Below are 25809 nucleotides of genomic sequence, written 5' to 3' on the forward strand. Positions count from 1 at the left end.
GGCGGAGGCGTCGGCGCCCGCCGCACGGGCCGGGCCGGCTGCCGCGCCGGCAGGGGGCTCGGCGGCACCGGCTGCCGTGGGGGCGGAGGGGCCGGCGGCACCGGCTGCCGTGGGGGCGGAGGGGCCGGCGAGGGGCTGCTCGGTCACAGCTCACACCTTGGCACATCCGCGCCGCACGGGCCGGGCACCGGCTCAGCCCTCCATGATCTCCCGCACCTCGGAGGTGACCGTCCAGTACGTCTCGTGGACCTTCAGGAAGCGCTTGGTCCACTCGATCGCCTCGGCCTTGTCCTTGGCCTGGATGAGCGCGTAACCGCCGATGACCTCCTTGGACTCGGTGAAGGGGCCGTCGGTGACGGAGATCTGCCCGTTCTCCCAGTGGACGCGGGTGCCCTGAGCGGTCGGGGTGAGCCCGGCGGTGTCCAGCAGGACCCCGGCCTTGGTCATCTCCTCCAGCAGCTCTCCCATCCGCTGCATCAGCTCGGGGCTCGGGCCCTCGGCGGGCGCGTTGTTCTCGTCGATGCGGACCATCGTGAGGTAGCGGGGCATGGTGGCTCCTTCGGTACGACGGCCGGCCGTACCGGTCGTCCCGGGCGGGGTCTCTCCCCGCTCTCACCCCTGCGTCGAACGGAAGACGTCCGGATCGACACGTCCTCCGGGATTTCTTCGGACTTTTTTCGCGGCGCGCTCGCGGGGGCGGTCATGGCCCCGGATTCCTTCAGGCCGGACCGGGCTCCCCGTCGGGAACCGCGAAGGCCGCGGGGCCCCCGGTGGCCGCAGGGCCCACCCCGCCGGGCGGCGGCGCCGTGCTGCTGCGCACCACCAGGCTCGTGGCCAGCTCGACCCGCGTCGCCGCCGACGACTCCTCCTCCCGGCCCAGTTCCAGGACCAGCTTCGCCGCCGCCTCCGCCATCTCCATCAGCGGCTGCCGCACCGTGGTCAGCGGCGGGCCCACCCAGCGCGCCACCGGCAGGTCGTCGAAGCCGACGACGCTCAGATCCTCCGGAACGCGCAGGCCGAGCTCGCGCGCCGCCTCGTAGAGACCGAGGGCCTGGAGGTCGTTGCCCGCGAAGACGGCCGTCGGACGCTCCGGCGAACGCAGCAGCTCCAGGCCCGCGCGGTACCCCGTCTCGTGGTGGAAGTCCCCGGCCCGGATCAGCGCCTGGTCGACGGGCAGCCCCGCCGTCTCCAGCGCCGCGCGGTAGCCGTCGACGCGGGCGCGGCTGCACATCATCCGTGAGGGCCCGCTGATCGCGCCGATCCGTGTGTGCCCCAGCTCGACGAGATGGCGGGTCGCGGCGAGGCCGCCCTGCCAGTTGGTGGCACCGATGGACGGCACGTCGGCGCCAGGATCGCCCGCCGGGTCCATCACCACGAACGGGATGGAGCGGCTCGTGAGCAGCGCCCGCTGGGACTCGTCGAGCCCGGACAGGACGAGGATCACGCCGTGCGGCCTGCGGGCGGCGACCTGGTCGGCCCAGCTGCGGCCGGGAGTCAGCCGGCCCGCGCTCTCCGAGAGGACCACGCTGAGGCCCGCCTGCCGTGCCACGTTCTCGACGCCCCGGATGACCTCCATGGCCCACGCGCTCTCCAGCTCGTGGAAGACCAGGTCGATGAGGGGCGAGCGGCCGGCCTCGGCCCGGCGGCGCCGGTAGCCGTAGGCGCGGAGCAGTTCCTCGACGCGGGTGCGGGTCCCCGGGGCGACGTCGGCCCGCCCGTTGAGCACCTTCGAAACAGTCGGAGCCGACACGCCGGCCTCGCGGGCGATCTCGGCGAGCGTCGCGGTCTGCGACACAGGGCTCTTCACGGGATTCATGGCCGCGATCGTATCCCCGCACCTGCCGCCGACGGACCCCCTGTACCGCCCCACCTTCCCGTAACTTTCGGCAACCCACCCGAAACATTCGGCGCGGCGGCGTCACGGGAGGCCCTGCCGGGAGCCTTCGGGGCGTCGCCGCCACAGCCCCTCCGAGCCCCTACGTCACCGACTCGAACCGCCACCGGTGCACCGCCCGGGTCACCAACTCCTCGTCCGGCTCCGGGAGTTCGGGAAGCTCGGCATCGTACGCCGCGTCCCACCACGTGATCACCAGCACCCGGTCCTGCGGCGCGCGCAGGATCTCCCGGCGCAGGGGCCGCCCCACCGGGTCCTGCGCCCGCACCCAGGCCAGCAGGTCGTCGCCGCGCCCGGTGACGGCGCGGGCCTCCCACATCAGGGCCACGGTCACGAGTACAGGTTCTCCCTGCCGGTCTCGTGCATGTGGTCGTGGTCGTGCGCGTGGGAGGTGCCGGGCACGTGCGGGTCCGTCACGGGCAGCGAGGAGTCCGCCGACAGGTCCCAGTCGGAGGGGGCCCGGTTGCGGGCCACCATCTCCGCGCCGAGCGCCGCCACCATCGCGCCGTTGTCCGTGCACAGCTTGGGCCGCGGCACCCGCAGCCGGATCCCGGCGGCCTCGCAGCGCTCCTGCGCCAGCACCCGCAGCCGCGAGTTGGCGGCCACCCCGCCGCCGATCATCAGGTGGTCGACGCCCTCGTCCTTGCACGCGCGGACGGCCTTGCGGGTGAGCACGTCCACGACCGCCTCCTGGAAGGACGCGGCCACGTCACGCACCGGCACCTCCTCCCCCGCCGCCCGCCTCGCCTCGATCCAGCGGGCCACGGCCGTCTTGAGACCGGAGAAGGAGAAGTCGTACGCCGAGTCGCGCGGGCCGGTGAGGCCGCGCGGGAACGCGATCGCACCCGGGTCGCCCTCCTTGGCGTACCGGTCGATGACGGGGCCGCCGGGGAAGCCGAGGTTCAGCACGCGCGCGATCTTGTCGAAGGCCTCGCCCGCCGCGTCGTCGATGGTCGCGCCCATCGGCCGCACGTCGGAGGTGATGTCCGTGGACAGCAGCAGCGACGAGTGGCCGCCGGAGACCAGCAGCGCCATGGTCGGCTCGGGCAGCGCGCCGTGCTCCAGCTGGTCCACGCAGATGTGGGACGCGAGGTGGTTGACGCCGTACAGCGGCTTGCCGAGCGCGTACGCGTACGCCTTCGCCGCGGAGACCCCGACGAGCAGCGCGCCGGCGAGGCCGGGCCCCGCGGTCACGGCGATGCCGTCCAGGTCCTTCGCGGTCACGCCCGCGTCCTTCAGCGCCCGCCGGATGGTCGGCACCATCGCTTCGAGGTGGGCACGGGAGGCGACCTCCGGCACGACCCCGCCGAAGCGGGCGTGCTCGTCGACGCTGGAGGCGATCGCGTCCGCGAGCAGCGTCGTGCCGCGGACGATGCCGACGCCGGTCTCGTCGCAGGAGGTCTCGATGCCGAGGACGAGGGGTTCGTCGCGCGAGTCAGCCATTGGTCTCGGTTCCTTGTGTTCCTTGTACGGGGGCCGGGTCCGCGGCGGGCCCGCCGTCGGAGGCCATGGTCAGCCGCATCACGAGGGCGTCGACGTTCCCCGGCTGGTAGTAGCCGCGCCGGAAGCCGATGGCCTCGAAGCCGAAGCGCTCGTACAGCTTCTGCGCCCGGACGTTGTCGACGCGGCACTCGAGCATGACCTCGGCGCACTCGAAGGCGGTCGCGGCCCGCAGCAGGTCGGTCAGCAGCCGCGCGCCGAGCCCGGTGCCCCAGTGGTCGCGGCCGACGGCGATGGTCTGTACGTCGCCGACGTCCCCGGCGGCGGCGAGTCCCGCGTACCCGACGAGCCGGTCCCCCTCGACCGCGACGACGAAGCGCCGGGTGGCCTCGGGGCCGCGGGCGTGGGCCAGCTCGGACCAGAACATCCCCCGCGACCAGGCGTCCTCGGGGAAGAGGTCCCTCTCCAGGGTCAGCACGGGTTCGATGTCCCACCAGCGCATCTCGCGCAGCTCAGCGGTCACTTGGGGGTGACCACCTTGTAGTTCCGGGGCACCTGGGCGTCCGGGCGGCGCAGGTACAGCGGCCGGGGCGGGGACAGCTCCTCGCCCGCGGCGAGCCTCTCCGCGGCCAGTGCGGCGAGGGCCGCCGCCGCGACGTGCTCGGGTTCACGGGCCACCGGGAAGGTGTCGGGGTACAGCAGCGCGCCGGCGCCCACGGCGGGCAGTCCGGCGACCGTCCCGGCGATCTCGGCGGGCCGGTCGACGGCGGGCCCGGTCACGCGTGTACGGGCGTCGTCGTACCGCGCCCAGTAGACCTCTTTCCTGCGCGCGTCCGTGGCCACGACGAAGGGCTCGTCGAGACCGGAGGCGTACGCGAGCCCGTCGAGGGTGCACAGGCCGTGCACGGGGACCCCGAGCGCGAGTCCGAGGGTGTCGGCGGTCATCAGGCCCACCCGCAGCCCCGTGTAGGGGCCGGGGCCGACGCCGACGACGATGCCGGTGACGGCGTCGAGCGGCGTACCCGCCTCGGCGAGCATCCGGTCGACGGCGGGCAGCAGCAGTTCCCCGTGCCGCCGTGCGTCCACCTGACTCGACGAGGCGACGACGGACGCGCCGTCGTGCAGGGCGACGGTGACGGCGGGGGTGGCGGTATCCAGAGCGAGCAAGAGCACGCAAACAGCGTACGGCGCCCGGGACCGGGGCACGGCCGCCCCGGTCTGCCGCGCCCCGGCTGCTACCGTCACCACAAAGGACGTACAGGGCAGGTACGTGGTACGAGAGGTGGGCACACAAGGTGGCTAGGAGCAGCTCGGGATTCGTGGCCGGGCTCACCGTGGCGGCCGTCGCCGCAGTCGGATTCCTCGCCTACCAGGCGTCGGCCAACGTGCCGGACACGCTGGGGAAACCGCACGCGGCCAAGTCGCCCACGGCCACCACGTCGAAGGCGCCGCGGGACAAGAAGAACCCGGCGGCGCTGCCGGTCAGGTCCGGCACCGGCGAGCGGGTCGTCTACTCGGTCGACGACGACCGCGTCTGGCTGGTCGGCGCGGGCGGCAAGGTGCAGCACACGTTCAAGGTCACCCCCAGCGCGGTCGACCCGCTCCCCGGCGCCTACACGGTCACGTCCCGGTCGAACGCCGTGACGGGCTCCGACGGCACGCCGATCGAGCACGTCGTGCGCTTCGCCACCAACCAGGGCGTCGCGATCGGGTTCAGCGCGGCGGTCAGCGGTTCCACCGCGCGGCCGGAGTCGGCCGCGAGGACGGGCGGCATCCGCGAGTCCCGCGAGGACGGCGACGCGATGTGGGCGTTCGCGACGATCGGCCAGAAGGTCGTCGTCATCAAGTAGCCGCGTCCCCGGGCCGGACAGGGCACCGGGCGACCGCTTTCGGCGGGCCGGACGGGGTTCCGGCTCAGGGACCGGACTCTGCCGGGAGCTCAGGCCGCCTCGTCGTGCCGTACGTCCGCGGGCTCGGTGTGCGGCGGCGCGGGCGCGCGGGGCGGGGTGGAGACCGCGTCGGCGGCCGCGCACGAGGCAAGGAGGTCCCGCATGGACACGGCGGCCACCACGCGCGGCAGCGGCTCGTCTCGTTCTGTAGCCGGCATGGACGCCTCCTGGGGCCGCGGGGGCAAGCGTGGTTAGGTAGACCTAACCACGAGCTGGTGTCCATGTGACCACGGCCGGGACGCGATGTGCAACACGTTGCCGACGCGTTGTCGGAACGTGCGTGGATTCCCTGCCCGCGGCGCCCGCACCGCCGCCCGTCAGGCCGTGAGCACGCCCAGGCCGGCCCGCGCCCAGCGTCCGCCGAGACCCGTCAGTGTGACGTGCCGTACCTCGTCCGCGGTGTCCCCGACCGCGCGGTGGATCACCACGTGCAGCCGGTCGTCGGTCAGCTCCTCGACCTTGCCCTCGCCCCACTCCACGACGACGACCGAGTCGGACAGCGAGACGTCGAGGTCGAGGTCCTCCATCTCGTCCAGTCCGCCGCCGAGCCGGTACGCGTCCACGTGCACCAGCGGCGGACCCCCGCAGAGGGACGGGTGGACGCGCGCGATGACGAAGGTCGGGGAGGTGACCGCGCCCCGGACGCCGAGGCCCTCGCCGAGCCCCCGGGTCAGCGTGGTCTTGCCCGCACCGAGCTCCCCGTTCAGCATGACGAGGTCGCCGGCGCGCAGCAGCTCGGCCAGACGGCGGCCCAGCTCCTGCATCTGTTCGGGGGAGGTGACGGTGATCCGGACGCTGACGCCCCCCGCGGCGGGCTCAGCCGGGTCGTGCGGTGCTGCTGGTGCTTCCATAGCCACCCACGGTAGCCCCTGCCGGTACGGCGCCCGCGCGCACGAGCAGGTCCGCGAGGCGGTCTATGACCACCTCCGGGTGCTCCAGCATCACCAGGTGCCCGGCGTCCGGCACGAGCACCAGCTCGGCGTCCGGCAGCAGGTCCGCGATGGCCTCGCTGTGCTCGCTCGGGGTCACCAGGTCGCCGACGCCTGCCAGCACGAGCACGGGCAGCCCGGTGAAGTGCGCGAGTGCCTCGGCCTTGTCGTGCTCGGTGAACGCCGGGTAGAACTCGGCGACCACGTCGATCGGGGTGCCCTCGATCATCCGCTCGGCGAACCGCTCGACCGCCGGGTCGACCTCGCGGGAGGCGAACGAGTACCGCTGGATGATCCCCGCGAACAGGTCGGCCGTGGCCCGCCGCCCCTTCTCCACCAGCTCCGCCTGCTGTCCCAGTGCCTTCAGCACGCCGGGCAGGATCCGCCGCACGGCGTTGACGCCCGCGACGGGCAGCCCGAAGTTGACCTCGCCGAGCCGCCCGGACGAGGTGCCGACGAGGGCGACGGCGACGACCCGTTCCTCGATCAGGTCGGGGTACCGGTCGGCGAGGGCCATCACGGTCATGCCGCCCATGGAGTGGCCCACCAGCACGATCGGGCCCTCGGGCGCGGCGGCGTCGATGACGGCCTTCAGGTCCTGGCCGAGCCGGTCGATGGTGACCGGCTGCTGGTTCTCCACCTGGGCGACGCCCCGCCCGGACCGTCCGTGGCTGCGCTGGTCCCAGTGCACCGTGCGCACCACTCCGCGCAGCGCGGCCCGCTGGAAGTGCCAGGAGTCCTGGTTGAGGCAGTAGCCGTGGCTGAAGACGACGGTGACGGGGGCGGGGGCCTTGCGTCCGAAGAGCCGGCGGCGGCGCGGGGAGAGCGCGGCGTCCGTGTCGACCTCGTCCACCTCGAAGTACAGCTCGGTGCCGTCGTCCGCGTACGCCTTGCCCGGGGTGCCGCGCAGCGCGCCGTAGGGTCCCGTCGAGTCGAGCGCGAGCCGGGCCTTCCTGCGCATGCCGCGGCCGACCGTGAGCCGCTCGATCGCGACACCGGCGGCGGCGCCCGCGGCGATCACGCCTATCGCGGCACCGGCGAACCCGGCCCGGCGCCAGCTCCCGGCGGTACCGGCGGAGGCGGCGACCGACACGGCGGCGTCCGTGACGGCCTCCGCGCTGCTCTCGCTCACGTACCGCTCCTCTTCGCCGGGTTGCCGGCTGTCGTCCGGGGCCGGGTCCTGGGCCGGGTCCGGAGGGGTGGGTGCTGCCGTCGACGACGGTACCCGGGGCGCGCGGGCCGTCGGACGGGTCATGTCCCGTTGTCCTGTGCAGGTCACCGTTGGCGGTTACCCGCGCTGTTGCTTCTTCACCTTGTTGTTTTCTCCGTACCGCACATCCGCGGTTCCCCGGCGTCAGACGCCCGCGTCCTCCCGCACGTAGACGCGCGGGACGCGGGTTCCGATCCGCGTGACGATCTCGTACGCGATCGTGCCGGCCGCCTGCGCCCAGTCCTCGGCGGTCGGCTCACCGCGGTCGCCGGGTCCGAACAGCACCGCCTCGGCACCGGCCGGCGGCTCGTCCCCGCCGAGGTCGACGACGAACTGGTCCATCGCGATCCGGCCCGCGACCGTCCGCCACTTGCCGCCGACCAGCACCGGACCGGTGCCGGAGGCGTGGCGCGGGATGCCGTCCGCGTAGCCGACGGGCACCAGACCGAGGGTCGTCCCGCCCGCAGTGACGTAGTGGTGCCCGTAACTGACGCCGTGACCGCCCGGCGCGTGCTTCACCAGCGCGAGCGACGCGCTCAGCGTCATCACCGGACGCAGACCGAAGTCCTCCGGCGTGCCGACCTCCGGGCTCGGCGAGATGCCGTACAGCGCGATCCCCGTGCGTACGAGGTCGAAGTGGCTCTCGGGCAGGGTCAGCGTGGCGGGCGAGTTGGCGATGTGCCGCACCTCGGGGCGCGCGCCCTGCTCCTCCGCGTACGCCACCATCTCGCCAAACCGGCCGAGCTGGTCCGCGATCGAGGGGTGGCCGGGCTCGTCGGCGCAGGCGAAGTGGGACCAGAGGCCGGTGATCCGGACGTGGCCCGCCCGCTCGGCCAGCAGCGCCTGCGCGACCAGCTCGGGCCAGTCGGCGGGCTGGCAGCCGTTGCGCCCGAGGCCCGTGTCTGCCTTCAGCTGCACCCGCGCGGCGACACCCGCGTCCCGGGCGGCACCGACGACCTCCCGCAGCGCCCACATCCCGCTCACCGACACGTCCAGGTCCGCCTCGACGGCCTGCCGCCAGGGCCCGCCGGGAGTCCAGAGCCAGCACATGACGCGCCCGGTCAGCCCCGCCGCCCGCAGCGCCAGCGCCTCCTCCGGAGTCGCGGTCCCCAGCCAGGTGGCCCCCGCCTCCAGGGCGGCCCGGGCACACGGGACCGCCCCGTGGCCGTACGCGTCCGACTTCACGACGGCCATCAGGGCCGCGCCGGGCGCGTGGGCGCGCAGGCTCCGCACGTTGGCCCGCAGTGCGGCCAGATCGATCTCGGCGCGAGCGCGCAGGTGTGCTGTCTCAGTCATGGCGCCCTCAGTGTCTCAGAAGCACGGAGACAGCCCGTGCGGAGACGATTCAGCCCGTCCGCAGACCATTCGGCCCGCCCGGCGTTCGAGGACGAGCGCGATGCGCGAAAGGGGGTCAGGGGGCGCAGCCCCCGGGAACGGGACGGGAAGGGGCGGAGGGGGCGAAAGCGCTCAGACCCCGAGCCGACCCACCCACGCGCACGCGCACGCGCGCAGGGAACCGTCCGGGTGTACCCGGGCGGGGCGGGCCCGGGAACAACGGACGGGCCCACGCGACCCGGGGTCACCCTGGGGACAACGGACGGGGCTCACGCGTCCCGGGACAACGGCGGCCCGCTCAGCCCCGCACGTCCCGCCACGCGTCGGGGACGGCCGCGGCCACGTCATGCGCCCCCGCCGGCGCCCCACCGGACGCGAACCGCCCCGCCAGCCCGTGCAGATACGCGGCGACGCTCCCCGCGTCGAGCGCGGACAGCCCGGCCGCGAGCAACGACCCCGCCAGCCCGGACAGCACGTCCCCGCTCCCCGCGGTGGCCAGCCACGACGTCCCCGTCGGGTTCACCCGCACCGCCCCGCCCCCGGCATCGGCGACGAGCGTCGTCGACCCCTTCAGCAGCACCGTGGCCCCGTACAGCGCCGCAAGCTCCCGTACGGACGTCAGCCGGGCCCGCTCGACCTCCTCGCGCGCGACACCGAGCAGCGCGGCGGCCTCTCCGGCGTGCGGGGTGAGCAGCGTGGGCGCCGTGCGCCCCCGTACGGCAGCACGGTCGGCGAGGCGCAGTCCGTCCGCGTCCACGAGGACGGGCACGTCCGCCGCGACCACCTCGGCCACCGCGGACGCGTCGTCCCCGGCGCCGGGCCCCACGACCCACGCCTGGACCCGCCCGGCGTGCCGGGGTCCCCGGTCCGACACGAGCGTCTCGGGGAACCGGGCGATCACCGCGTCCCCGGCCGACCCGACGTAGCGCACCGCCCCCGCGCCGCCCCGCAGCGCGCCGGCCACGGCGAGCACGGCGGCGCCCGGATAGCGGGCCGACCCGGCGGCGACGCCGACGACACCGCGCCGGTACTTGTCGCTCTCCGCTCCCGGCGCGGGCAGCAGCGCGGCCACGTCCGCGTGCTGCAACGCCTCCAGTTCGGGCTCGACGGGCAGATCGAGCCCGATGTCGACGAGGCGCACGGAGCCGGCGTGCCCGCGCGCCGGATCGACGAGCAGGCCGGGCTTGTGGGTCCCGAACGTCACCGTCAGATCGGCGCGCACGGCGCTCCCGGAGACCTCGCCCGTGTCGGCCTCGACCCCGCTCGGCAGGTCCACGGCGACGACCGCCGCGCGGGACCTGGCGGCGTGCTCGGCCAGCGTGACCGCGTCACCCCGCAGGCCGCCCCTGCCGCCGATCCCGACGATGCCGTCGATCACGAGGTCGGCCCGCCGGATCAGCGGCTCGGCGGCGTCGGGTGCGACCGTCGTGCCGCCCGCGCGCCGCAGCGCCGTGAGACCGTCCGCGTGAGCGCGTCCGGGGGCCGTCAGCACCGCGGTGACGCCCGCCCCGCGCCGGGCCAGACGTGCCCCGGCGAAGAGGGCGTCGCCGCCGTTGTCCCCGCTCCCCACCAGCAGCACCACCCGGCTGCCGTACACCCGTCCCAGCAACTGGGCGCAGGCGGCGGCGAGTCCGGCCGCCGCGCGCTGCATCAGCGCCCCTTCCGGGAGCCGCGCCATCAGCTCCCGCTCGGCAGTCCGCACGGTCTCCACTCTGTACGCAGTACGCATGAAGCCGAGTGTCCCGTACAGCCGCCCGCACCGCCCCCGTGCCCCGCACACACCGCTCCGCACGCCCGCCCGCACCGCGCCGGTGCCCCGCACGCACCGCTCCGCACGCCCGCCCGCACCGCCCCCCATGCCCCGCACGCACCCAGTCCGTGCCCGCCCCGCCGCACGGGCCGACCTGCCCCGCCGCACGGCCGCACGGCCGGCCCCGTCGCGCTACCCCTCCGCCACCACCACCGCCGACGCCACCCCCGCGTCATGGCTCAGCGAGACGTGCCAGGAACGGACACCCAGGTCGGCGGCCCGCGCCGCCACCGTCCCCGTCACCCGCAGCCGCGGCCGGCCGCTGTCCTCCACGTAGACCTCGGCGTCCGTCCAGTGCAGGCCCGCCGGCGCGCCCAGCGCCTTGGCGAGCGCCTCCTTCGCCGCGAAGCGCGCGGCCAGGGACGCGATGCCCCGGCGCTCACCGCTCGGCAGGTGCAGTTCCTGGTCCAGGAACAGCCGTTCGGCCAGTCCGGGCGTACGCTCCAGCGACACCCGGAACCGGTCGATCTCGGCCACGTCGATACCGACCCCGATGATGCTCATGCCCGCACCCTATGGCGGCCGCGGCCCCCGGTCCGGCGTCACTCCACCGTCACGGACTTGGCGAGGTTGCGCGGCTGGTCCACCTCGTTGCCGCGGGCCGTGGCCAGCTCGCACGCGAACACCTGGAGCGGGACGGTGGTCACCAGGGGCTGGAGCAGGGTCGGCGTCGCCGGTACGCGGATCAGATGGTCCGCGTACGGCACCACCGCCTCGTCCCCCTCCTCCGCGATCACGATGGTGCGCGCACCCCGCGCCCGGATCTCCTGGATGTTGGAGACGATCTTGTCGTGGAGGACCGAGCGGCCGCGCGGCGAGGGGACGACCACGACGACCGGCAGGTCCTCCTCGATCAGCGCGATCGGTCCGTGCTTCAGCTCGCCCGCCGCGAAGCCCTCGGCGTGCATGTACGCCAGTTCCTTCAGCTTCAGAGCGCCTTCGAGGGCCACCGGATAGCCCACGTGCCGGCCGAGGAACAGCACCGTGTTCTTGCCGGCGAGGGAACGCGCCAGCTCCCGCACCGGTTCCATGGTCTCCAGCACCCGCTCGACCGAACGGGAGATCTCCGCCAGGTCCCGGATCACCGCCCGGATCTCGTCGCCCCACTTGGTGCCCCGCACCTGGCCGAGGTACAGCGCGACCAGGTAGCAGGCGACGAGCTGGGTGAGGAACGCCTTCGTGGACGCGACGGCGACCTCGGGGCCGGCGTGCGTGTAGAGCACCGCGTCGGACTCGCGGGGGATCGTCGACCCGTTGGTGTTGCAGATGGCCAGCACCCGGGAGCCCTGCTCGCGGGCGTGCCGCAACGCCATCAGCGTGTCCATGGTCTCGCCGGACTGCGAGATGGCGATCACGAGCGAGCGCGGGTCGAGGATCGGGTCGCGGTAGCGGAACTCGCTGGCCAGCTCCACCTCACAGGGCACCCGGGTCCAGTGCTCGATGGCGTACTTGGCGATCAGCCCCGCGTGGAAGGCCGTACCGCAGGCCACGATGACGACCTTGTCGATCTCGCGCAGCACCGAGACGGGGATCCGCACCTCGTCCAGCGACAGCGAGCCCGCCGCGTCGATGCGCCCCAGCAGGGTGTCGGCGACCGCCTTGGGCTGCTCGGCGATCTCCTTGAGCATGAAGTAGTCGTAGCCGCCCTTCTCGGCCGCCGAGGCGTCCCAGTCGACGTGGTAGGACCGGACGTCGGCGGGCCGGCCGTCGAAGCCGGTGACCGTCACCCCGTCCCGGCGCAGCTCCACCACCTGGTCCTGGCCCAGCTCGATCGCCGACCGCGTGTGGGCGATGAAGGCGGCGACGTCCGAGGCGAGGAAGGCCTCGCCCTCCCCCACGCCCACCACGAGGGGTGAGTTCCGCCGTGCCCCGACCACCACGTCCGGCTCGTCCGCGTGCACGGCGACCAGCGTGAACGCGCCGTCCAGCCGGCGGCACACCAGCCGCATCGCCTCCGCGAGGTCGGCGCACGAGGAGAACTCCTCGGCGAGGAGGTGCGCCACCACCTCGGTGTCCGTCTCCGACGTCAGGTCGTGCCCGCGCTCGGCCAGTTCGGCGCGCAGGGCGGCGAAGTTCTCGATGATGCCGTTGTGCACGACGGCGACGCGGCCGGCGTTGTCCAGATGAGGATGGGCGTTCGCGTCGGTCGGGCCGCCGTGCGTGGCCCAGCGGGTGTGGCCGATGCCGGTCGAACCGCTCGGCAGCGGCCGGTCGGCCAGCTCCTTCTCCAGGTTGACGAGCTTCCCGGCCCGTTTCGCGGCGGCCAGCCCGCCGTCCGCGAGCACCGCGACGCCCGCCGAGTCGTACCCCCGGTACTCCAGCCGCTTCAGTCCGGCGACCACCACATCGAGTGCCGACTGCGACCCCACGTATCCCACGATTCCGCACATGGCTGGCAGCCTAAGGGCGCGTACTCGCCCCGGCCCGGCACCGCGTGCCCGATATCGGAAATCGAGCCCCGCCCGGCTCAGTCCCCGCGTTCGATGCGCTCGATCGCGTCCCGGACCATCCCGAGGTACTCGGCCTCCTCGCAGCGCGGCTTGCTGCCCAGCTCGTACAGGGCGAGACAGTCGTCCAGGTCCTCGCCCAGATCCTCGTCGGGCAGGTCGACGGCCAGCTCGCTGCACACGCGGCCGGCCAGGTCCCCGGGCGCGGCCACCGGGGCCGGCGCGGACCTGCGGCGTAGGACATCACGGATGCGCATGGCGTTCGCCACTCCCAACCCCCCGCGCTTCCGGGGTGCGGCGCTGCCTCCCGGATGGCGGGAACCTATCGGCGCCCACGGCCCCGGTCCAGGCCTGGGACACGGTTGTCACCCGGTCGTGCGTGACGGATCCCACCTCTCGTCCCGTTCAAATCCCCGTAACAATGGACTGTGATCTCTCCGGTCTCCTCGTTGCCGCGGAGCGCCCACCGGCCCAGGCCGGAGGCGACTCCCTACGTCGACCTCACCCGTGCCGAGTGGAGCGCGCTGCGCGAAAAGACGCCGCTCCCGCTGAACGCCGAGGAGGTCGAGAAGCTGCGCGGCCTGGGCGACGTCATCGACCTCGACGAAGTGCGGGACATCTACCTCCCGTTGTCCCGGCTGCTCAATCTGTACGTCGGCGCCACCGACGGGCTGCGGGGCGCCCTCAACACGTTCCTCGGCGAGCAGGGCTCCCAGTCCGGCACCCCCTTCGTCATAGGGGTCGCCGGTTCCGTCGCGGTCGGCAAGTCCACGGTGGCCCGGCTCCTCCAGGCCCTGCTGTCCCGCTGGCCGGAGCATCCGCGGGTCGAGCTGGTGACCACGGACGGTTTCCTGCTCCCCACGAAGGACCTTCAGGCGCGCGGGCTGATGTCGCGGAAGGGTTTCCCCGAGTCGTACGACCGGCGCGCCCTCACCCGTTTCGTCGCGGACATCAAGGCCGGAAAGGCCGAGGTGACGGCGCCCGTCTACTCGCACCTGATCTACGACATCGTGCCGGACCGGCGGCTGACCGTCCGCCGTCCCGACATCCTCATCGTCGAGGGCCTGAACGTGCTGCAGCCGGCGCTCCCCGGCAAGGACGGCCGCACCCGCGTCGGTCTCGCCGACTACTTCGACTTCAGCGTGTACGTCGACGCGCGGGCCGAGGACATCGAGCGCTGGTACCTCAACCGCTTCCGCAAGCTGCGCGCGACCGCCTTCCAGGACCCCTCCTCGTACTTCCGCAAGTACACCCAGGTCTCGGAGGAGGAGGCCCTCGACTACGCCCGCACGACCTGGCGGACCATCAACAAGCCCAATTTGCTGGAGAACGTGGCCCCCACGCGCGGCCGTGCGACCCTCGTCGTGCGCAAGGGGCCGGACCACAAGGTGCAGCGCCTGAGTCTGCGCAAGCTGTAACGAGCCCTGTAGAAAGACCTCATGCTGCATCTGCGCCTCATCACCCCGTCCGACAAGACCGACGCGGTGGTGCACCTGATCGACCGGACGGTCGGCGCCACCCATCTCGTGGTCCTGCCCGGCGCCGCGCGCAGTCCGGCCGGCGACGTGGTGATGTGCGATGTCGCGCGCGAGGCCGGGGACGAACTGATCGGCGCGCTGCGGGAGCTGGGCCTCGACAAGAGCGGGTCCATCGCCGTCGACAACATCGACCTGTCGCTGTCCGAGCACGCGGACCGGGCCGAGGAGGACGCGCCGGGCGAGGGGGCGGACGCGGTGCTGTGGGAGCAGTTGCAGGACGCCACGCACGAGGAGTCCACCCTCAACGTCACCTACATCGCGTTCCTGACGGTCGCCACGATGCTCGCGGCCTGCGGTGTGATGCTCGACAACGCGATCCTGATCGTCGGCGCGATGGCCGTCGGACCGGAGTTCGGGCCGCTGGCCGGTATCTCCACGGCCCTGGTGCAGCGCGCCCCGAAGCTGGTCTGGCGCTCGCTGTGGGCGCTGCTCGCCGGGTTCGCCGTGGCGATGGTGCTGACGGCGGGCTTCAGCTGGCTGATGGACGTCTTCGGGCTCTTCGAGAAGTCGATGGTGGAGGCGGACCGGCCCAACACCGCCTTCATCTGGAAGCCGGACATGATGTCCTTCGTGGTGGCGTTCCTGGCCGGCATCGCGGGCACCCTGTCGCTCACCTCGGCCAAGTCGGGGGCCCTGATCGGCGTCGCGATCTCGGTGACCACGGTCCCGGCGGCCGCGAACGCGGCGGTGGCCTTCAGCTACGCGGACTACTCCCAGACGTGGGGCTCCACCTGGCAGCTGCTGGCCAACCTCGGCGGCATCGTGGTCGCGGGCACGCTCACGCTGCTCGCCCAGAAGGCCTTCTGGGCGATACAGCGCACGCGTACTCCCTCGCGGCGGGCCTGAGCGCGAGGAGGCCCGGACCTCATGGGTCCGGGCCTTCCGCGTCTCCTGGCCGTGCGCGTCCCGGCCGTACGCGTCCTAGCCGAGCGAGGACTTCACCGCGTCCGCGAGCCGGCCGGCCACCGACCGCGCGTGATCGATGTCGGCGGCCTCCACCATCACCCGCACCAGCGGCTCGGTGCCCGACGAGCGGAGCAGCACCCGCCCGGTGGCCCCGAGTTCACGCTCCGCCTCGGTGACGGCCGCGGCCAGCTCGGCGGAGGTGCTCACCCGCGACTTGTCGACGTCCGGCACGTTGATGAGCACCTGCGGCAGCCGCTCCATCACGGACGCGAGGTCCTGGAGCGTACGGCCGGTCCGGGCCACCCGGGCCGCCAGCAGCAGGCCGGTCAGCGTGCCGTCGCCGGTGGTCGCGTGGTCGCTGATGATGACGTGGCCGGACTGCTCGCCGCCCAGCGCGTAGTCGTGCTCCTTCATCTCCTCCAGGACGTAACGGTCACCGACCGCCGTCTGCACCACGGAGACGCCCTCGCGCTCCATCGCCAGCTTGAAGCCCAGGTTGGACATGACCGTCGCGACAACGGTGTCGGACCGCAGGACCGAGCGCTCCCGCATCGCCAGCGCGAGCACGGCGAGGATCTGGTCGCCGTCCACCTCGGCGCCCGTGTGGTCCACGGCTAGGCAGCGGTCGGCGTCGCCGTCGTGCGCGATGCCGAGGTGGGCGCCGTGCTCGACGACGGCGGTCTTCAGCAGGTCCAGGTGGGTGGAGCCGCAGCCGTCGTTGATGTTGAGCCCGTCCGGCTCGGCACCGATCGTGACGATCTCCGCGCCGGCCCGCGTGAAGGCCTCGGGCGACACCCGGGACGCCGCTCCGTGCGCCTCGTCGAGGACGACCTTCAGCCCGTCGAGACGGTTCGGCAGGACGCTGAGGAGGTGGGCGACGTACTTGTCGAAGCCCTCCTCGTACGCCGTCACCCGGCCGACCCCGGCACCGGTCGGGCGGTCCCAGGGAGCGCCGGTGCGGTGCTCCTCGTAGATGGCCTCGATCCGGTTCTCGAGCTCGTCGGCGAGTTTGTGACCGCCGCGCGCGAAGAACTTGATGCCGTTGTCGGGCATCGCGTTGTGGCTGGCCGAGAGCATCACACCGAGGTCCGCGCCGAGCGCGCCGGTGAGATACGCCACCGCGGGCGTGGGCAGCACACCGACCCGCAGGACGTCCACGCCCGCGCTGGCCAGTCCGGCGACCACGGCGGCCTCCAGGAACTCCCCGGACGCACGCGGGTCCCGCCCGACGATCGCCACCGGCCGGTGGCCCTCGAACGTACCCGCCTCGGCCAGTACGTGAGCCGCCGCGACGGAGAGACCGAGTGCCATCTCGGCCGTCAGATCCGCGTTGGCGACACCGCGCACGCCGTCCGTGCCGAAGAGTCGTCCCACTTGCTGTCCTCCGAACTATCGGAAATCCCGAAGAAACCGTCCGAGGCCTCGACCCTGACGAGGCCTCAGAAAGTGAAGGAAGCCCCGTATGAGGCTTCTATAAGCATCCGAGCAGCCAAAGCTTTGAACGCCTTATGCCGTTATACGCCCACAGCTGTGATAAACGAACGCCCCGGCGGCACACAGCGTGCCGCCGGGGCGAACGAACGTACGAAGCAGGCAGCGATTAGCGCTTGCTGTACTGCGGGGCCTTGCGGGCCTTCTTGAGACCGGCCTTCTTGCGCTCGACCGCACGGTCGTCGCGCTTGAGGAAGCCGGCCTTCTTCAGCGGGGCGCGGTTGTTGTCCACGTCCGCCTCGTTCAGGGCGCGGGCCACGCCGAGGCGCAGGGCGCCGGCCTGACCGGAGACGCCGCCACCCGAGATGCGGGCGACAACGTCGTAGCGGCCCTCGAGCTCGAGCACCTTGAAGGGCTCGTTGACTTCCTGCTGGTGCACCTTGTTCGGGAAGTAGTCCTCGAGCGTGCGCCCGTTGATCTTCCACTTGCCGCTGCCCGGCACGATGCGCACACGCGCGATGGCGTTCTTGCGACGGCCCAGGCCGGCGGCCGGCTGCGGGTCACCGAAGCGGGACGCCATCGACTCGGAGGTGTACTCACCCTCGACGGGGACCTCGGACTCGGTGGTGTAGTTCTCGACGTCGACGAGCTCAGTCTCTTCGACCGGCTGCTCAACAGTGGTCTCGGCCACGATTCTCCTCAGATTCTCTTCAGTCTTAGGTGGTGGCCGGAACTACTGCGCGACCTGGGTGATCTCGAACGGCACCGGCTGCTGGGCAGCGTGCGGGTGCTGGTCGCCCGAGTAGACCTTCAGCTTCGAGAGCACCTGGCGGCCCAGGGTGTTCTTGGGGATCATGCCCTTGATGGCCTTCTCGACGGCCTTCTCGGGGTTCTTCGCCAGCAGCTCGTCGTAGCGGACGGAGCGCAGACCACCCGGGTAGCCGGAGTGGCGGTACGCCAGCTTCTGGGTCTTCTTGTTGCCGGAGAGGTGCACCTTGTCGGCGTTGATGATGATGACGAAGTCACCAGCGTCGACGTGGGGCGCGTAGATCGGCTTGTGCTTGCCCCGCAGGATGTTCGCGGCAGTGGTCGCCAGACGTCCCAGGACGACATCCTGGGCGTCGATGACGTACCACTGGCGAGTGATGTCGCCGGGCTTGGGGCTGTACGTACGCACGGTCGTAGCCTTCGCTTCTTCAGTGAGTGGGTCCTGACATGGCCACCACGGACGATCACGACAGCCCTGACCGCACAGCGGTGACGCAAACCGCGTGCTGGTCGCTGGTCATCGGCCCGGTGGACCGGTGTAAGGGCCCCTCACGTGAGAATGAGCAAGCCAATACACATAACGAACTGCAAGAGTACCGTCCTGCCCCGGACGGGTCAAAACGCGCGTGCGCCACCCGTCCGGCGGCTGTCGCCGCGACCGTGCCGGCCACTATGACGCTACCGCTGGGGGCAGTCATCCCGCTGCGCGGGGCGGGCCGGAACGGGTCGGGACACCGGGCCCCGGGCAGCGGTCCGCGGGAGGAGTCCGGGCCGCACGGCCGCCGAGGCGGCCAGTACGCACAGCGTGAGACAGTCCTTGAAGGCCCGCCTGGTCCCCGGCTCCAGGTACGGCCAGGTGAACCCGGGCACCTGCGGCACCAGCGCCAGCCAGAACCACGGCGAGCGGGCCACCGACCCCGCGGACAGCGCCCCGGCGAGCAGCAGTGGCACCACGACCAGCAGGTAGTGGTCGTACGACGGGCGCGAGACCAGGAACGCCGACAGCATCAGCAGCACCGCCGTCTCCACGATCCGCTGCGGACCGGGACCGCCGAGCCGCCACCGCCGGTACGCGCACCACGTACCGCACGCCGCCGCCGCCAGCCCGAGCAGCGCGGCGGCCCCGGCCGGCACCCCCAGCCGCGGCAGCACCGCCGCGGGCGACGCCTCGTAGAGCCGGACGAAGCCGTCCCGCCCGCGCAGCAGGAACGGCAGTGTCCGCGTGAAGAACCCCGCGGGATCCGGCATCAGCAGCGCCGCCCCGCCCGAGGCCGCCGCCGGCACCAGCACCGCCGCGGCCAGCGCCCGCCACCGCCCGGCGAAGACGAACAGCAGCGCCACCGGCGCGAGCAACGGCTTCAGCGCGACCGCGGTGCCGATCACGGCACCCGCCGCGACCCAGCGCCCGCGCACCGCACACAGCAGGGCCAGGGGCAGGGCCGCCGCGGCGGTCACGGTCCAGTTGCCGAGCCGCACCAGGTGCCCGAAGGGCGCGAAGCCCATCGCCAGGCCGGTCAGCCCGAGCACGGCGAAGCGGCTGCGCCACGGCACCTCGTGGATCCGCAGGGCGCACGCCCAGCCCGCCACCAGCAGCACCGTCACGGCCAGCGGCACGAGCACCCTGAGCGCGTACGACGGGAGGAGCGTCTGAGGCACCGCCGCGAGCACCGCGCTCGGCAGATAGAGGAAGTGCGGATCGGCGTAAGGGGAGCCGCCGTCCAGCCAGGTCCTGGCGGCCCGGACGACGATGGCGTTGTCCATCCCGCCGTCGGCCCTCCGGCGCGCGACGCCCACGACGCCGGCACAGAGCACCACCGCCGGTACCTGCCACGCGTGCCAGGACGCCCGACGCACCAACCATCCGGAGATGTCACTTTTGCCCGTGTGCACTCAGGTCACGCTAGGGGCTCGACCGCCCTCCGGGGCGGAACGGCACCCCGTGCGGCACGTCTAAGATGCGGCCCATGAGTTATGGGCAGGGGGAGCCCCCGTGGGATCCCTGGAAACCGGGTTCTCAGCAGCCGCAGTGGGACAACTCGACGCCGGACTGGGCAGCGCTCGCCGAGGCGTCCGAGTCCCGCAACCGACGGCGCAGGCTGCTGCTGGTCGGCGGTGCCGCCCTGGCGACCGTCGCGGTGGGCGCGGCGGTCGCGGTGGCCGTCGTCTCCTCGGACGGTGACAACGGGGCCTCCGGCACGCCCAGCGGGCTGCCCGCCACCGCGGACATCCCGAGCGGCACGGCCGAGCCCACCCCCTCCTTCGAGCCGACCTCGGCCCCTCCCCCGCTGGATCCGAAGGACTTCGTGTCCAGCGCGAAGAAGGACACGGCGCCGCTCAGCCCGGACATCCTCTTCCCCGGCTCGCAGCTGACGATGGGCGAGCGCGTCTACCGCAAGGGCCCGACCGCCTCCACGACCGCCTGCGCGTCCGCCGCCAAGAACACGCTCCCCGCGGTGCTCACGAAGAACGGCTGCACACGGGTCATGCGCGTCACCTACGCCAGGGACGGCGTCGCGGTGACCGTCGGTGTCGCCGTCTTCGACACCGAGGCGCAGGCCACCAGGGCCAAGACGGACGCCGACAGGAAGAGCATCGTCGCCTCCCTGCCCGGCCAGGGCGTCCCCGCCTTCTGCCAGACGGCGATCTGCCGCTCGACCACCAACTCCTACGGCCGGTACGCCTACTTCACCCTCGCCGGGTTCACCGACGGCAAGGACGTGACGACGAAGGACGCCAAGGTGTTCACCACCGGTGACGACCTCGCCGAGTTCACCTTCCGGCAGATCCGCCGCCGCGGTGAGGCACAGGCGTCGGCGGCGGCCAACCAGTAGCGCCGCACCGGGAGTTCAGCAGCAGCCCGGCCGGGCTGCCGGCAGTGTGCGCCGGTTGCGCGCCTCCTTGCTGCGCGCGGCGAGCAGTTCGTCGGCCGGGTAGCCGACCTCCTCCAGCGTCAGCCCGTGCGGCCGTACGACATGCACGGCGGAGTCGCGCACCCCGGCGGCCAGCACCTTCCCCGGCCACGCGGGCCCGCGGTGCCCGTCCCCCACGAACAGCAGCGCCCCGATCAGCGAGCGCACCATGTTGTGGCAGAAGGCGTCGGCTCGGACGGTCGCCGTGATGACCCCGTCGTCCCCGCGCACCAGGCTCAGTTCCTGCAGCGTGCGGATGGTGGTCGCCCCCTCCCGCTTCTTGCAGTAGGCGGCGAAGTCGTGCTCCCCGACGAGCCGGGAGGCGGCCTCGTTCATGGCGTCGACGTCCAGCGGCCAGTCGTGCCACAGCACGTGCCCCCGCAGCAGCGGGTCGACGCCGCCGGGGTTGTCGGTGACGCGGTACGCGTAGCGCCGCCAGACCGCCGAGAAGCGGGCGTCGAAGCCGCTCGGGGCCTCGGTCAGGGACCACACCCGCACGTCCTTGGGGAGCCGCCCCGCGAGCCGCTTGAGCAGCTTCTCGCGGTGCTCCGCCCACAGCTCCGCGGGCAGGTCGACGTGGGCCACCTGTCCGCGGGCGTGCACCCCGGCGTCCGTCCGCCCGGCCACGGTCAGCTCGTACGTGGTCTCCCCCGAGCGCGTGACCGTGCGCAGCGCGTCCTCGATCTCGCCCTGCACGGTCCGCCGCCCGCCGGCCTGCTTGGCCCACCCGGAGAATTCGCTGCCGTCGTACGACACATCCATCCGCACCCGCACGAACCCGGGCTGTACTTCGTCACTCACACGCTGATCCTCTCAGGACCGGATTCTGTCCGGACACGGGGAAGCGGGCCCGCCCCCGAAGGGACGGACCCGCTCACAGCCAGGCAGAGCCTCAGGCGTCCTTGGACTCCTCGGCGGCGGCCTCGTCGGCCGGCTTGGCGTCCTCGACGGCCTCGTCGGACTTGGCCGGAGCCTCGTCCTTCTTGGCGGAGTCCTTCTTGGCGGAGTCCTCCTTGACGGCACGCTTGGTGGCCGCCTCGGCCTCACCGGTGGCCTCCTGGGCCACGGTCAGGGCCTCCACCAGCTCGATGACGGCCATGGGCGCGTTGTCGCCACGGCGGTTACCGATCTTGGTGATGCGGGTGTAGCCACCCGGGCGGTTCTCGTAGCGCGGGCCGATCTCGGTGAAGAGCGTGTGCACGATGCTCTTGTCCGTGATCACCGAGAGCACCTGACGGCGGTTGTGAAGGTCGCCCTTCTTCGCCTTGGTGACCAGACGCTCCGCGTAGGGACGCAGGCGACGGGCCTTGGCCTCGGTGGTGGTGATGCGGCCGTGCTCGAAGAGCGACTTCGCGAGGTTCGCGAGGAGCAGCTTCTCGTGCGCGGCGCTGCCGCCCAGACGGGCACCCTTGGTGGGCTTCGGCATGGTGTTTCTCCTAGGTGTCTGCCCCGGCCGTATCAGGTACCGAGGTCAGTGTCCGAGCAGGCGATCGCCTGTCGAAGATCCAGGCCCCCGCAGGGGCCTGGAGGGGGCGCGGGGAACTGCGCGATCAAGCACAGCGCACCCGCACCCGCGAACGGACCGTCCGGCCCGAGCTCTTAGTACTGCTCGGTCTCGACGAACCCGGCGTCCGCGTCGTCGTCGGCGCCGAAGGCGTCCGCCGCCGCGGTCGGGTCGAATCCGGGCGGGCTGTCCTTGAGGGCCAGGCCCATGCCGGCCAGCTTCGCCTTGACCTCGTCGATGGACTTCGCGCCGAAGTTGCGGATGTCCAGGAGGTCGGCCTCGGAGCGGGCGACGAGCTCACCCACGGAGTGGATGCCCTCACGCTTGAGGCAGTTGTACGACCGAACGGTGAGCTCGAGCTCCTCGATCGGCAGGGCGAGATCGGCGGCGAGCGCGGCGTCCGTGGGGGACGGGCCCATGTCGATGCCCTCGGCGTCGATGTTCAGCTCGCGGGCGAGACCGAACAGCTCGACCAGGGTCTTACCGGCGGAGGCCATGGCGTCACGGGGACGCATCGCCTGCTTGGTCTCGACGTCGACGATCAGCTTGTCGAAGTCGGTGCGCTGCTCGACACGGGTCGCCTCGACCTTGTAGGTGACCTTGAGAACCGGCGAGTAGATCGAGTCGACCGGGATGCGCCCGATCTCCTGACCGACCTGCTTGTTCTGGACGGCGGAGACGTAGCCGCGGCCGCGCTCGACGGTCAGCTCCATCTCCAGCTTGCCCTTGCCGTTGAGCGTGGCGAGGACGAGGTCGGGGTTGTGGACCTCGACACCGGCCGGGGGCGCGATGTCGGCGGCGGTGACCAGACCCGGACCCTGCTTGCGCAGGTACATCACGACCGGCTCGTCGTGCTCCGAGGAGACGACCAGCTGCTTGATGTTGAGGATCAGGTCGGTGACGTCCTCCTTGACACCCGGCACGGTGGTGAACTCGTGCAGGACGCCGTCGATGCGGATGGACGTGACCGCCGCACCCGGGATCGAGGAGAGGAGCGTACGGCGCAGGGAGTTGCCGAGGGTGTAGCCGAAGCCCGGCTCCAGCGGCTCGATCACGAACCGGGAGCGGAATTCGTCGACGACCTCTTCGGTCAACGAGGGGCGCTGAGCGATCAGCATGTGTGGATCAGATCCTTCTTTCGTGGACGCCCGCTATTTGACGCCCGACGGACCGCACGTTTCTACGGTGCGGGTACTGCAAGGGTACGGGCGGCACGGCCGAAGAGCCGTACCGCCCGAATCCTCAAGACGACCGAGCCTCAGACGCGGCGGCGCTTGGGCGGACGGCAGCCGTTGTGCGGGGTGGGGGTGACGTCCTGGATCGAGCCGACCTCGAGGCCGGTGGCCTGGAGGGAGCGGATCGCGGTCTCACGGCCGGAGCCGGGACCCTTGACGAAGACGTCGACCTTGCGCATGCCGTGCTCCTGCGCGCGGCGGGCGGCCGACTCGGCGGCCATCTGCGCGGCGAAGGGGGTGGACTTGCGCGAGCCCTTGAAGCCGACGTGGCCGGCGGAGGCCCAGGAGATCACGTTGCCGGTCGGGTCCGTGATGGACACGATCGTGTTGTTGAACGTGCTCTTGATGTGCGCGTGGCCGTGAGCGACGTTCTTCTTTTCCTTGCGGCGCACCTTCTTGGCGGCGCCCTGACGTCCCTTGGGGGGCATGTCTTGTTCTCCTACGGGAGGTGGTCGGTCCTACAGCGAAGACCGCTGGAAAGCGGGCGCCCGGGACGCACCCGGACGCTCCGCAGCGTCCGCTGAGGACTACTTCTTGCCCGGCTTCTTCTTGCCGGCGATGGCGCGACGCGGGCCCTTGCGGGTACGGGCGTTCGTGCTGGTGCGCTGACCGTGGACGGGCAGGCCACGACGGTGACGCAGGCCCTGGTAGCAGCCGATCTCGACCTTGCGGCGGATGTCGGCCTGAACCTCACGACGGAGGTCACCCTCGGTCTTGATGTTGCTGTCCACGAACTCGCGGATCTTGACCAGCTCCTCCTCGGAGAGGTCGCGAACGCGGGTGTTCGGGTTGACGCCGGTCTCGGCCAGCGTCTTCTGCGAGAGGGTCCGGCCGATGCCGAACACGTAGGTGAGGGCGACCTCCACGCGCTTCTCGCGCGGGATGTCAACACCGGAAACGCGTGCCATTCAATGGCTCCAGTTGTCGTTCGGAGGTCTTCCGCAGAACCGGATCCCGCCCGCCGTCGTCCTCCCTCGGGAAGAGTCGGTACGGCCCGGGTCCCCGGCCTCCGACCGGGGGTGTCAGGCCTGAGAGAAATCAGCCCTGGGCCCTGCGTATGAACATGTACTGCTTGCGTCGCGCGAAGTACCTGCGGATGCAGAAGGTGTGGTCGTGCGTCAGCCCTGGCGCTGCTTGTGGCGCGGGTTTTCGCAGATGACCATGACCCGGCCGTGACGGCGGATCACCCTGCACTTGTCGCAGATCTTCTTGACGCTCGGCTTGACCTTCATTGGTGAGGTTCTCCGGGTCAGTGCCACCGCCCCGCGGACACGGGGCACAGGCAAGATCTACTTGTACCGGTAGACGATCCGGCCACGTGTCAGGTCGTACGGAGACAGCTCCACCACGACCCGGTCGTCAGGGAGGATGCGGATGTAGTGCATGCGCATCTTGCCGCTGATGTGTGCCAGGACCTGGTGGCCGTTCTGGAGCTCAACCTTGAACATGGCGTTCGGAAGAGACTCGACGACAGTGCCCTCGATCTCGATGGCACCTTGCTTCTTGGCCACGCTTCGCCCTTCGAATCGACTACCTTGATCGACTCCGTGCGAGCGCATGCAGGCATGCGGGTGCACCAGAGCCGACGCGTCAGTCTACGTCAGCGCACCCGGAAAGACGAATCGAGGAAGCCTGCCCCACGGGGCTGATCCTTAAGCAAGGGGATCGGGAGCGGCCGTGACGCCGTACTCGGCGAGCTTCGCCCGGCCGCCGTCGGGAGCCGTCAGCACCAGCGGCCCCTCCTCCGTCAGCGCCACGGAGTGCTCCCAGTGCGAGGACCACGTGCCGTCCGTCGTGATGACCGTCCAGTCGTCCCCGAGCACCTCGGTCCTCGGGGTGCCGAGGGAGACCATGGGCTCGATGGCGAGGCAGAAGCCGGGCACCAGCTTGGGGCCCTTGCCGCGGCGGCGCTCGACGTAGTTCAGCAGGTGCGGGTCCATGTGCATCTCGGTGCCGATGCCGTGGCCGCCGTAGTCCTCGACGATCCCGTACTTGCCGCCACCCGGCTTGGGCTGGCGGCGGATGTACGTCTCGATGGCGCGGGAGACGTCGACCAGGCGGTTGCCCTGCTTCATGGCCGCGACGCCCGCCCACATCGACTCCTCGGTCACCCGGGAGAGCTCGACCAGCTCCGGAGCGTGTCCGGTGCCCACGAACGCGGTGTACGCGGCGTCCCCGTGCCAGCCGTCGACGATGGCGCCGGCGTCGATGGAGATGATGTCGCCGTCCTTGAGGACGGTCTTCTCGTCCGGGATGCCGTGCACGACGACCTCGTTCACCGAGGTGCAGATCGTCGCGGGGAAGCCGCCGTAACCGAGGAAGTTCGACTTGGCGCCGTGCTCGTCGAGCACCTTGCGCGCGACGTCGTCGAGGTCCTTCGTGGTGGCGCCGGGCACCGCCGCCGCACGCGTGGCGGCATGGATGGCGGCGACGACCAGGCCCGCCTCACGCATCTTGGCGATCTGCTCGGGGGTCTTGATCTGCACCATGGCGGCCTGCGCTCT

The 25809-nt window shown here is 72.0% G+C and carries 30 protein-coding genes; 4 read left to right on the forward strand and 26 right to left on the reverse strand.

What is annotated here, in order from left to right; translation table 11 throughout:
* Window positions 1-192: 192 nt before the first annotated feature.
* The 6 genes from AC0ZLC_RS20540 to tsaB form a co-directional block, all read right to left on the reverse strand.
* Window positions 193-549 (reverse strand): YciI family protein, encoded by a 357-nt coding sequence (locus AC0ZLC_RS20540; protein WP_476753431.1) that lies wholly within the window; start codon window positions 547-549, stop codon window positions 193-195.
* Between the two features lie 169 nt (window positions 550-718).
* Window positions 719-1816, reverse strand: a complete 1098-nt coding sequence (locus AC0ZLC_RS20545) for a LacI family DNA-binding transcriptional regulator (RefSeq protein ID WP_476753432.1) — start codon at window positions 1814-1816, stop codon at window positions 719-721.
* Between the two features lie 160 nt (window positions 1817-1976).
* Window positions 1977-2228, reverse strand: coding sequence for a hypothetical protein (locus tag AC0ZLC_RS20550; protein WP_476753433.1), 252 nt, complete (start codon window positions 2226-2228; stop codon window positions 1977-1979).
* Complete coding sequence (tsaD, locus tag AC0ZLC_RS20555) at window positions 2225-3337, reverse strand: tRNA (adenosine(37)-N6)-threonylcarbamoyltransferase complex transferase subunit TsaD (RefSeq protein ID WP_476753434.1); 1113 nt, start codon at window positions 3335-3337, stop codon at window positions 2225-2227. The genes AC0ZLC_RS20550 and tsaD overlap by 4 nt, the downstream gene beginning before the upstream one ends.
* A complete protein-coding gene (gene rimI / locus AC0ZLC_RS20560; RefSeq protein WP_476753599.1) occupies window positions 3330-3836 on the reverse strand; it encodes a ribosomal protein S18-alanine N-acetyltransferase in 507 nt (168 codons plus the stop codon). The genes tsaD and rimI overlap by 8 nt, the downstream gene beginning before the upstream one ends.
* A gap of 17 nt (window positions 3837-3853) precedes the next feature.
* Complete coding sequence (gene tsaB, locus AC0ZLC_RS20565) at window positions 3854-4507, reverse strand: tRNA (adenosine(37)-N6)-threonylcarbamoyltransferase complex dimerization subunit type 1 TsaB (RefSeq protein ID WP_476753435.1); 654 nt, start codon at window positions 4505-4507, stop codon at window positions 3854-3856.
* A 122-nt stretch (window positions 4508-4629) separates the two neighbouring features.
* On the opposite strand from tsaB, the gene AC0ZLC_RS20570 reads away from it, so the two are divergent.
* Window positions 4630-5184 (forward strand): hypothetical protein, encoded by a 555-nt coding sequence (locus AC0ZLC_RS20570; RefSeq protein ID WP_476753436.1) that lies wholly within the window; start codon window positions 4630-4632, stop codon window positions 5182-5184.
* A gap of 89 nt (window positions 5185-5273) precedes the next feature.
* Here the strand turns inward: AC0ZLC_RS20570 and AC0ZLC_RS20575 are convergent, their stop codons facing one another.
* From AC0ZLC_RS20575 to AC0ZLC_RS20610, 8 genes are all read right to left on the reverse strand, one after another.
* On the reverse strand, window positions 5274-5441 hold the full coding sequence (locus AC0ZLC_RS20575) for a hypothetical protein (RefSeq protein WP_476753437.1): 168 nt from the start codon (window positions 5439-5441) through the stop codon (window positions 5274-5276).
* A gap of 159 nt (window positions 5442-5600) precedes the next feature.
* Window positions 5601-6134, reverse strand: a complete 534-nt coding sequence (tsaE, locus tag AC0ZLC_RS20580; RefSeq protein WP_476753438.1) for a tRNA (adenosine(37)-N6)-threonylcarbamoyltransferase complex ATPase subunit type 1 TsaE — start codon at window positions 6132-6134, stop codon at window positions 5601-5603.
* A complete protein-coding gene (locus AC0ZLC_RS20585) occupies window positions 6100-7344 on the reverse strand; it encodes an alpha/beta fold hydrolase (protein WP_476753439.1) in 1245 nt (414 codons plus the stop codon). The genes tsaE and AC0ZLC_RS20585 overlap by 35 nt, the downstream gene beginning before the upstream one ends.
* Before the next feature lie 222 nt (window positions 7345-7566).
* Complete coding sequence (alr, locus tag AC0ZLC_RS20590) at window positions 7567-8718, reverse strand: alanine racemase (protein ID WP_476753440.1); 1152 nt, start codon at window positions 8716-8718, stop codon at window positions 7567-7569.
* Window positions 8719-9055: 337 nt separating this feature from the next.
* Window positions 9056-10486 (reverse strand): NAD(P)H-hydrate dehydratase, encoded by a 1431-nt coding sequence (locus AC0ZLC_RS20595; protein WP_476753441.1) that lies wholly within the window; start codon window positions 10484-10486, stop codon window positions 9056-9058.
* Window positions 10487-10699: 213 nt separating this feature from the next.
* The gene (locus tag AC0ZLC_RS20600; RefSeq protein ID WP_476753442.1) at window positions 10700-11071 is read right to left on the reverse strand and encodes a holo-ACP synthase; all 372 of its coding nucleotides are present in this window, start codon (window positions 11069-11071) and stop codon (window positions 10700-10702) included.
* A 38-nt stretch (window positions 11072-11109) separates the two neighbouring features.
* Window positions 11110-12957, reverse strand: coding sequence for a glutamine--fructose-6-phosphate transaminase (isomerizing) (gene glmS / locus AC0ZLC_RS20605; RefSeq protein WP_476753443.1), 1848 nt, complete (start codon window positions 12955-12957; stop codon window positions 11110-11112).
* A 77-nt stretch (window positions 12958-13034) separates the two neighbouring features.
* Entirely contained in the window at window positions 13035-13271 is a 237-nt protein-coding gene (locus AC0ZLC_RS20610) for a hypothetical protein (RefSeq protein ID WP_476753444.1), read from the reverse strand.
* A 171-nt stretch (window positions 13272-13442) separates the two neighbouring features.
* On the opposite strand from AC0ZLC_RS20610, the gene coaA reads away from it, so the two are divergent.
* The gene (gene coaA / locus AC0ZLC_RS20615) at window positions 13443-14432 is read left to right on the forward strand and encodes a type I pantothenate kinase (protein ID WP_476753445.1); all 990 of its coding nucleotides are present in this window, start codon (window positions 13443-13445) and stop codon (window positions 14430-14432) included.
* A gap of 21 nt (window positions 14433-14453) precedes the next feature.
* Complete coding sequence (locus AC0ZLC_RS20620; RefSeq protein ID WP_476753446.1) at window positions 14454-15398, forward strand: DUF389 domain-containing protein; 945 nt, start codon at window positions 14454-14456, stop codon at window positions 15396-15398.
* Window positions 15399-15473: 75 nt separating this feature from the next.
* Here the strand turns inward: AC0ZLC_RS20620 and glmM are convergent, their stop codons facing one another.
* The 4 genes from glmM to AC0ZLC_RS20640 form a co-directional block, all read right to left on the reverse strand.
* Complete coding sequence (glmM, locus tag AC0ZLC_RS20625) at window positions 15474-16832, reverse strand: phosphoglucosamine mutase (RefSeq protein ID WP_476753447.1); 1359 nt, start codon at window positions 16830-16832, stop codon at window positions 15474-15476.
* A 226-nt stretch (window positions 16833-17058) separates the two neighbouring features.
* Complete coding sequence (rpsI, locus tag AC0ZLC_RS20630; RefSeq protein ID WP_476753448.1) at window positions 17059-17580, reverse strand: 30S ribosomal protein S9; 522 nt, start codon at window positions 17578-17580, stop codon at window positions 17059-17061.
* A gap of 42 nt (window positions 17581-17622) precedes the next feature.
* On the reverse strand, window positions 17623-18066 hold the full coding sequence (gene rplM, locus AC0ZLC_RS20635) for a 50S ribosomal protein L13 (protein ID WP_010986363.1): 444 nt from the start codon (window positions 18064-18066) through the stop codon (window positions 17623-17625).
* A gap of 269 nt (window positions 18067-18335) precedes the next feature.
* A complete protein-coding gene (locus tag AC0ZLC_RS20640) occupies window positions 18336-19511 on the reverse strand; it encodes a glycosyltransferase family 87 protein (protein ID WP_476753600.1) in 1176 nt (391 codons plus the stop codon).
* A 110-nt stretch (window positions 19512-19621) separates the two neighbouring features.
* Here AC0ZLC_RS20640 and AC0ZLC_RS20645 point away from each other — a divergent pair, with 110 nt between their 5' ends.
* Window positions 19622-20488: a hypothetical protein gene (locus AC0ZLC_RS20645; protein WP_388787909.1), complete on the forward strand. Its 867-nt coding sequence runs from the start codon at window positions 19622-19624 to the stop codon at window positions 20486-20488.
* Between the two features lie 15 nt (window positions 20489-20503).
* On the opposite strand, the gene truA is transcribed toward AC0ZLC_RS20645, so the two are convergent.
* The 8 genes from truA to map form a co-directional block, all read right to left on the reverse strand.
* On the reverse strand, window positions 20504-21367 hold the full coding sequence (gene truA, locus AC0ZLC_RS20650; RefSeq protein ID WP_476753449.1) for a tRNA pseudouridine(38-40) synthase TruA: 864 nt from the start codon (window positions 21365-21367) through the stop codon (window positions 20504-20506).
* 91 nt (window positions 21368-21458) lie between these two features.
* Window positions 21459-21992 (reverse strand): 50S ribosomal protein L17, encoded by a 534-nt coding sequence (gene rplQ / locus AC0ZLC_RS20655; RefSeq protein ID WP_476753450.1) that lies wholly within the window; start codon window positions 21990-21992, stop codon window positions 21459-21461.
* A gap of 173 nt (window positions 21993-22165) precedes the next feature.
* Entirely contained in the window at window positions 22166-23188 is a 1023-nt protein-coding gene (locus AC0ZLC_RS20660) for a DNA-directed RNA polymerase subunit alpha (RefSeq protein ID WP_003966937.1), read from the reverse strand.
* A gap of 140 nt (window positions 23189-23328) precedes the next feature.
* Complete coding sequence (rpsK, locus tag AC0ZLC_RS20665) at window positions 23329-23733, reverse strand: 30S ribosomal protein S11 (RefSeq protein WP_003948617.1); 405 nt, start codon at window positions 23731-23733, stop codon at window positions 23329-23331.
* 99 nt (window positions 23734-23832) lie between these two features.
* Complete coding sequence (gene rpsM / locus AC0ZLC_RS20670) at window positions 23833-24213, reverse strand: 30S ribosomal protein S13 (RefSeq protein ID WP_476753451.1); 381 nt, start codon at window positions 24211-24213, stop codon at window positions 23833-23835.
* A 210-nt stretch (window positions 24214-24423) separates the two neighbouring features.
* Complete coding sequence (rpmJ, locus tag AC0ZLC_RS20675) at window positions 24424-24537, reverse strand: 50S ribosomal protein L36 (protein ID WP_003998809.1); 114 nt, start codon at window positions 24535-24537, stop codon at window positions 24424-24426.
* A gap of 57 nt (window positions 24538-24594) precedes the next feature.
* Window positions 24595-24816: a translation initiation factor IF-1 gene (gene infA / locus AC0ZLC_RS20680; protein WP_003948620.1), complete on the reverse strand. Its 222-nt coding sequence runs from the start codon at window positions 24814-24816 to the stop codon at window positions 24595-24597.
* A gap of 141 nt (window positions 24817-24957) precedes the next feature.
* Window positions 24958-25794, reverse strand: coding sequence for a type I methionyl aminopeptidase (map, locus tag AC0ZLC_RS20685; RefSeq protein ID WP_476753452.1), 837 nt, complete (start codon window positions 25792-25794; stop codon window positions 24958-24960).
* Window positions 25795-25809: the final 15 nt, after the last annotated feature.

The organism is Streptomyces sp. GLSS-08 (assembly GCF_056387915.1).

What these genes read in the sequence shown, in the direction of transcription:
- AC0ZLC_RS20540 (WP_476753431.1), bottom strand. Translation starts at nt 549, where the DNA reads ATGCCCCGCTACCTCACGATGGTCCGCATCGACGAGAACAACGCGCCC.
- AC0ZLC_RS20545 (WP_476753432.1), bottom strand. Translation starts at nt 1,816, where the DNA reads ATGAATCCCGTGAAGAGCCCTGTGTCGCAGACCGCGACGCTCGCCGAG.
- tsaD (WP_476753434.1), bottom strand. Translation starts at nt 3,337, where the DNA reads ATGGCTGACTCGCGCGACGAACCCCTCGTCCTCGGCATCGAGACCTCC.
- rimI (WP_476753599.1), bottom strand. Translation starts at nt 3,836, where the DNA reads ATGCGCTGGTGGGACATCGAACCCGTGCTGACCCTGGAGAGGGACCTC.
- AC0ZLC_RS20575 (WP_476753437.1), bottom strand. Translation starts at nt 5,441, where the DNA reads ATGCCGGCTACAGAACGAGACGAGCCGCTGCCGCGCGTGGTGGCCGCC.
- tsaE (WP_476753438.1), bottom strand. Translation starts at nt 6,134, where the DNA reads ATGGAAGCACCAGCAGCACCGCACGACCCGGCTGAGCCCGCCGCGGGG.
- alr (WP_476753440.1), bottom strand. Translation starts at nt 8,718, where the DNA reads ATGACTGAGACAGCACACCTGCGCGCTCGCGCCGAGATCGATCTGGCC.
- AC0ZLC_RS20595 (WP_476753441.1), bottom strand. Translation starts at nt 10,486, where the DNA reads ATGCGTACTGCGTACAGAGTGGAGACCGTGCGGACTGCCGAGCGGGAG.
- AC0ZLC_RS20600 (WP_476753442.1), bottom strand. Translation starts at nt 11,071, where the DNA reads ATGAGCATCATCGGGGTCGGTATCGACGTGGCCGAGATCGACCGGTTC.
- glmS (WP_476753443.1), bottom strand. Translation starts at nt 12,957, where the DNA reads ATGTGCGGAATCGTGGGATACGTGGGGTCGCAGTCGGCACTCGATGTG.
- AC0ZLC_RS20610 (WP_476753444.1), bottom strand. Translation starts at nt 13,271, where the DNA reads ATGCGCATCCGTGATGTCCTACGCCGCAGGTCCGCGCCGGCCCCGGTG.
- AC0ZLC_RS20620 (WP_476753446.1), top strand. Translation starts at nt 14,454, where the DNA reads ATGCTGCATCTGCGCCTCATCACCCCGTCCGACAAGACCGACGCGGTG.
- AC0ZLC_RS20645 (WP_388787909.1), top strand. Translation starts at nt 19,622, where the DNA reads ATGAGTTATGGGCAGGGGGAGCCCCCGTGGGATCCCTGGAAACCGGGT.
- rplQ (WP_476753450.1), bottom strand. Translation starts at nt 21,992, where the DNA reads ATGCCGAAGCCCACCAAGGGTGCCCGTCTGGGCGGCAGCGCCGCGCAC.
- AC0ZLC_RS20660 (WP_003966937.1), bottom strand. Translation starts at nt 23,188, where the DNA reads ATGCTGATCGCTCAGCGCCCCTCGTTGACCGAAGAGGTCGTCGACGAA.
- rpsK (WP_003948617.1), bottom strand. Translation starts at nt 23,733, where the DNA reads ATGCCCCCCAAGGGACGTCAGGGCGCCGCCAAGAAGGTGCGCCGCAAG.
- rpsM (WP_476753451.1), bottom strand. Translation starts at nt 24,213, where the DNA reads ATGGCACGCGTTTCCGGTGTTGACATCCCGCGCGAGAAGCGCGTGGAG.
- rpmJ (WP_003998809.1), bottom strand. Translation starts at nt 24,537, where the DNA reads ATGAAGGTCAAGCCGAGCGTCAAGAAGATCTGCGACAAGTGCAGGGTG.
- map (WP_476753452.1), bottom strand. Translation starts at nt 25,794, where the DNA reads ATGGTGCAGATCAAGACCCCCGAGCAGATCGCCAAGATGCGTGAGGCG.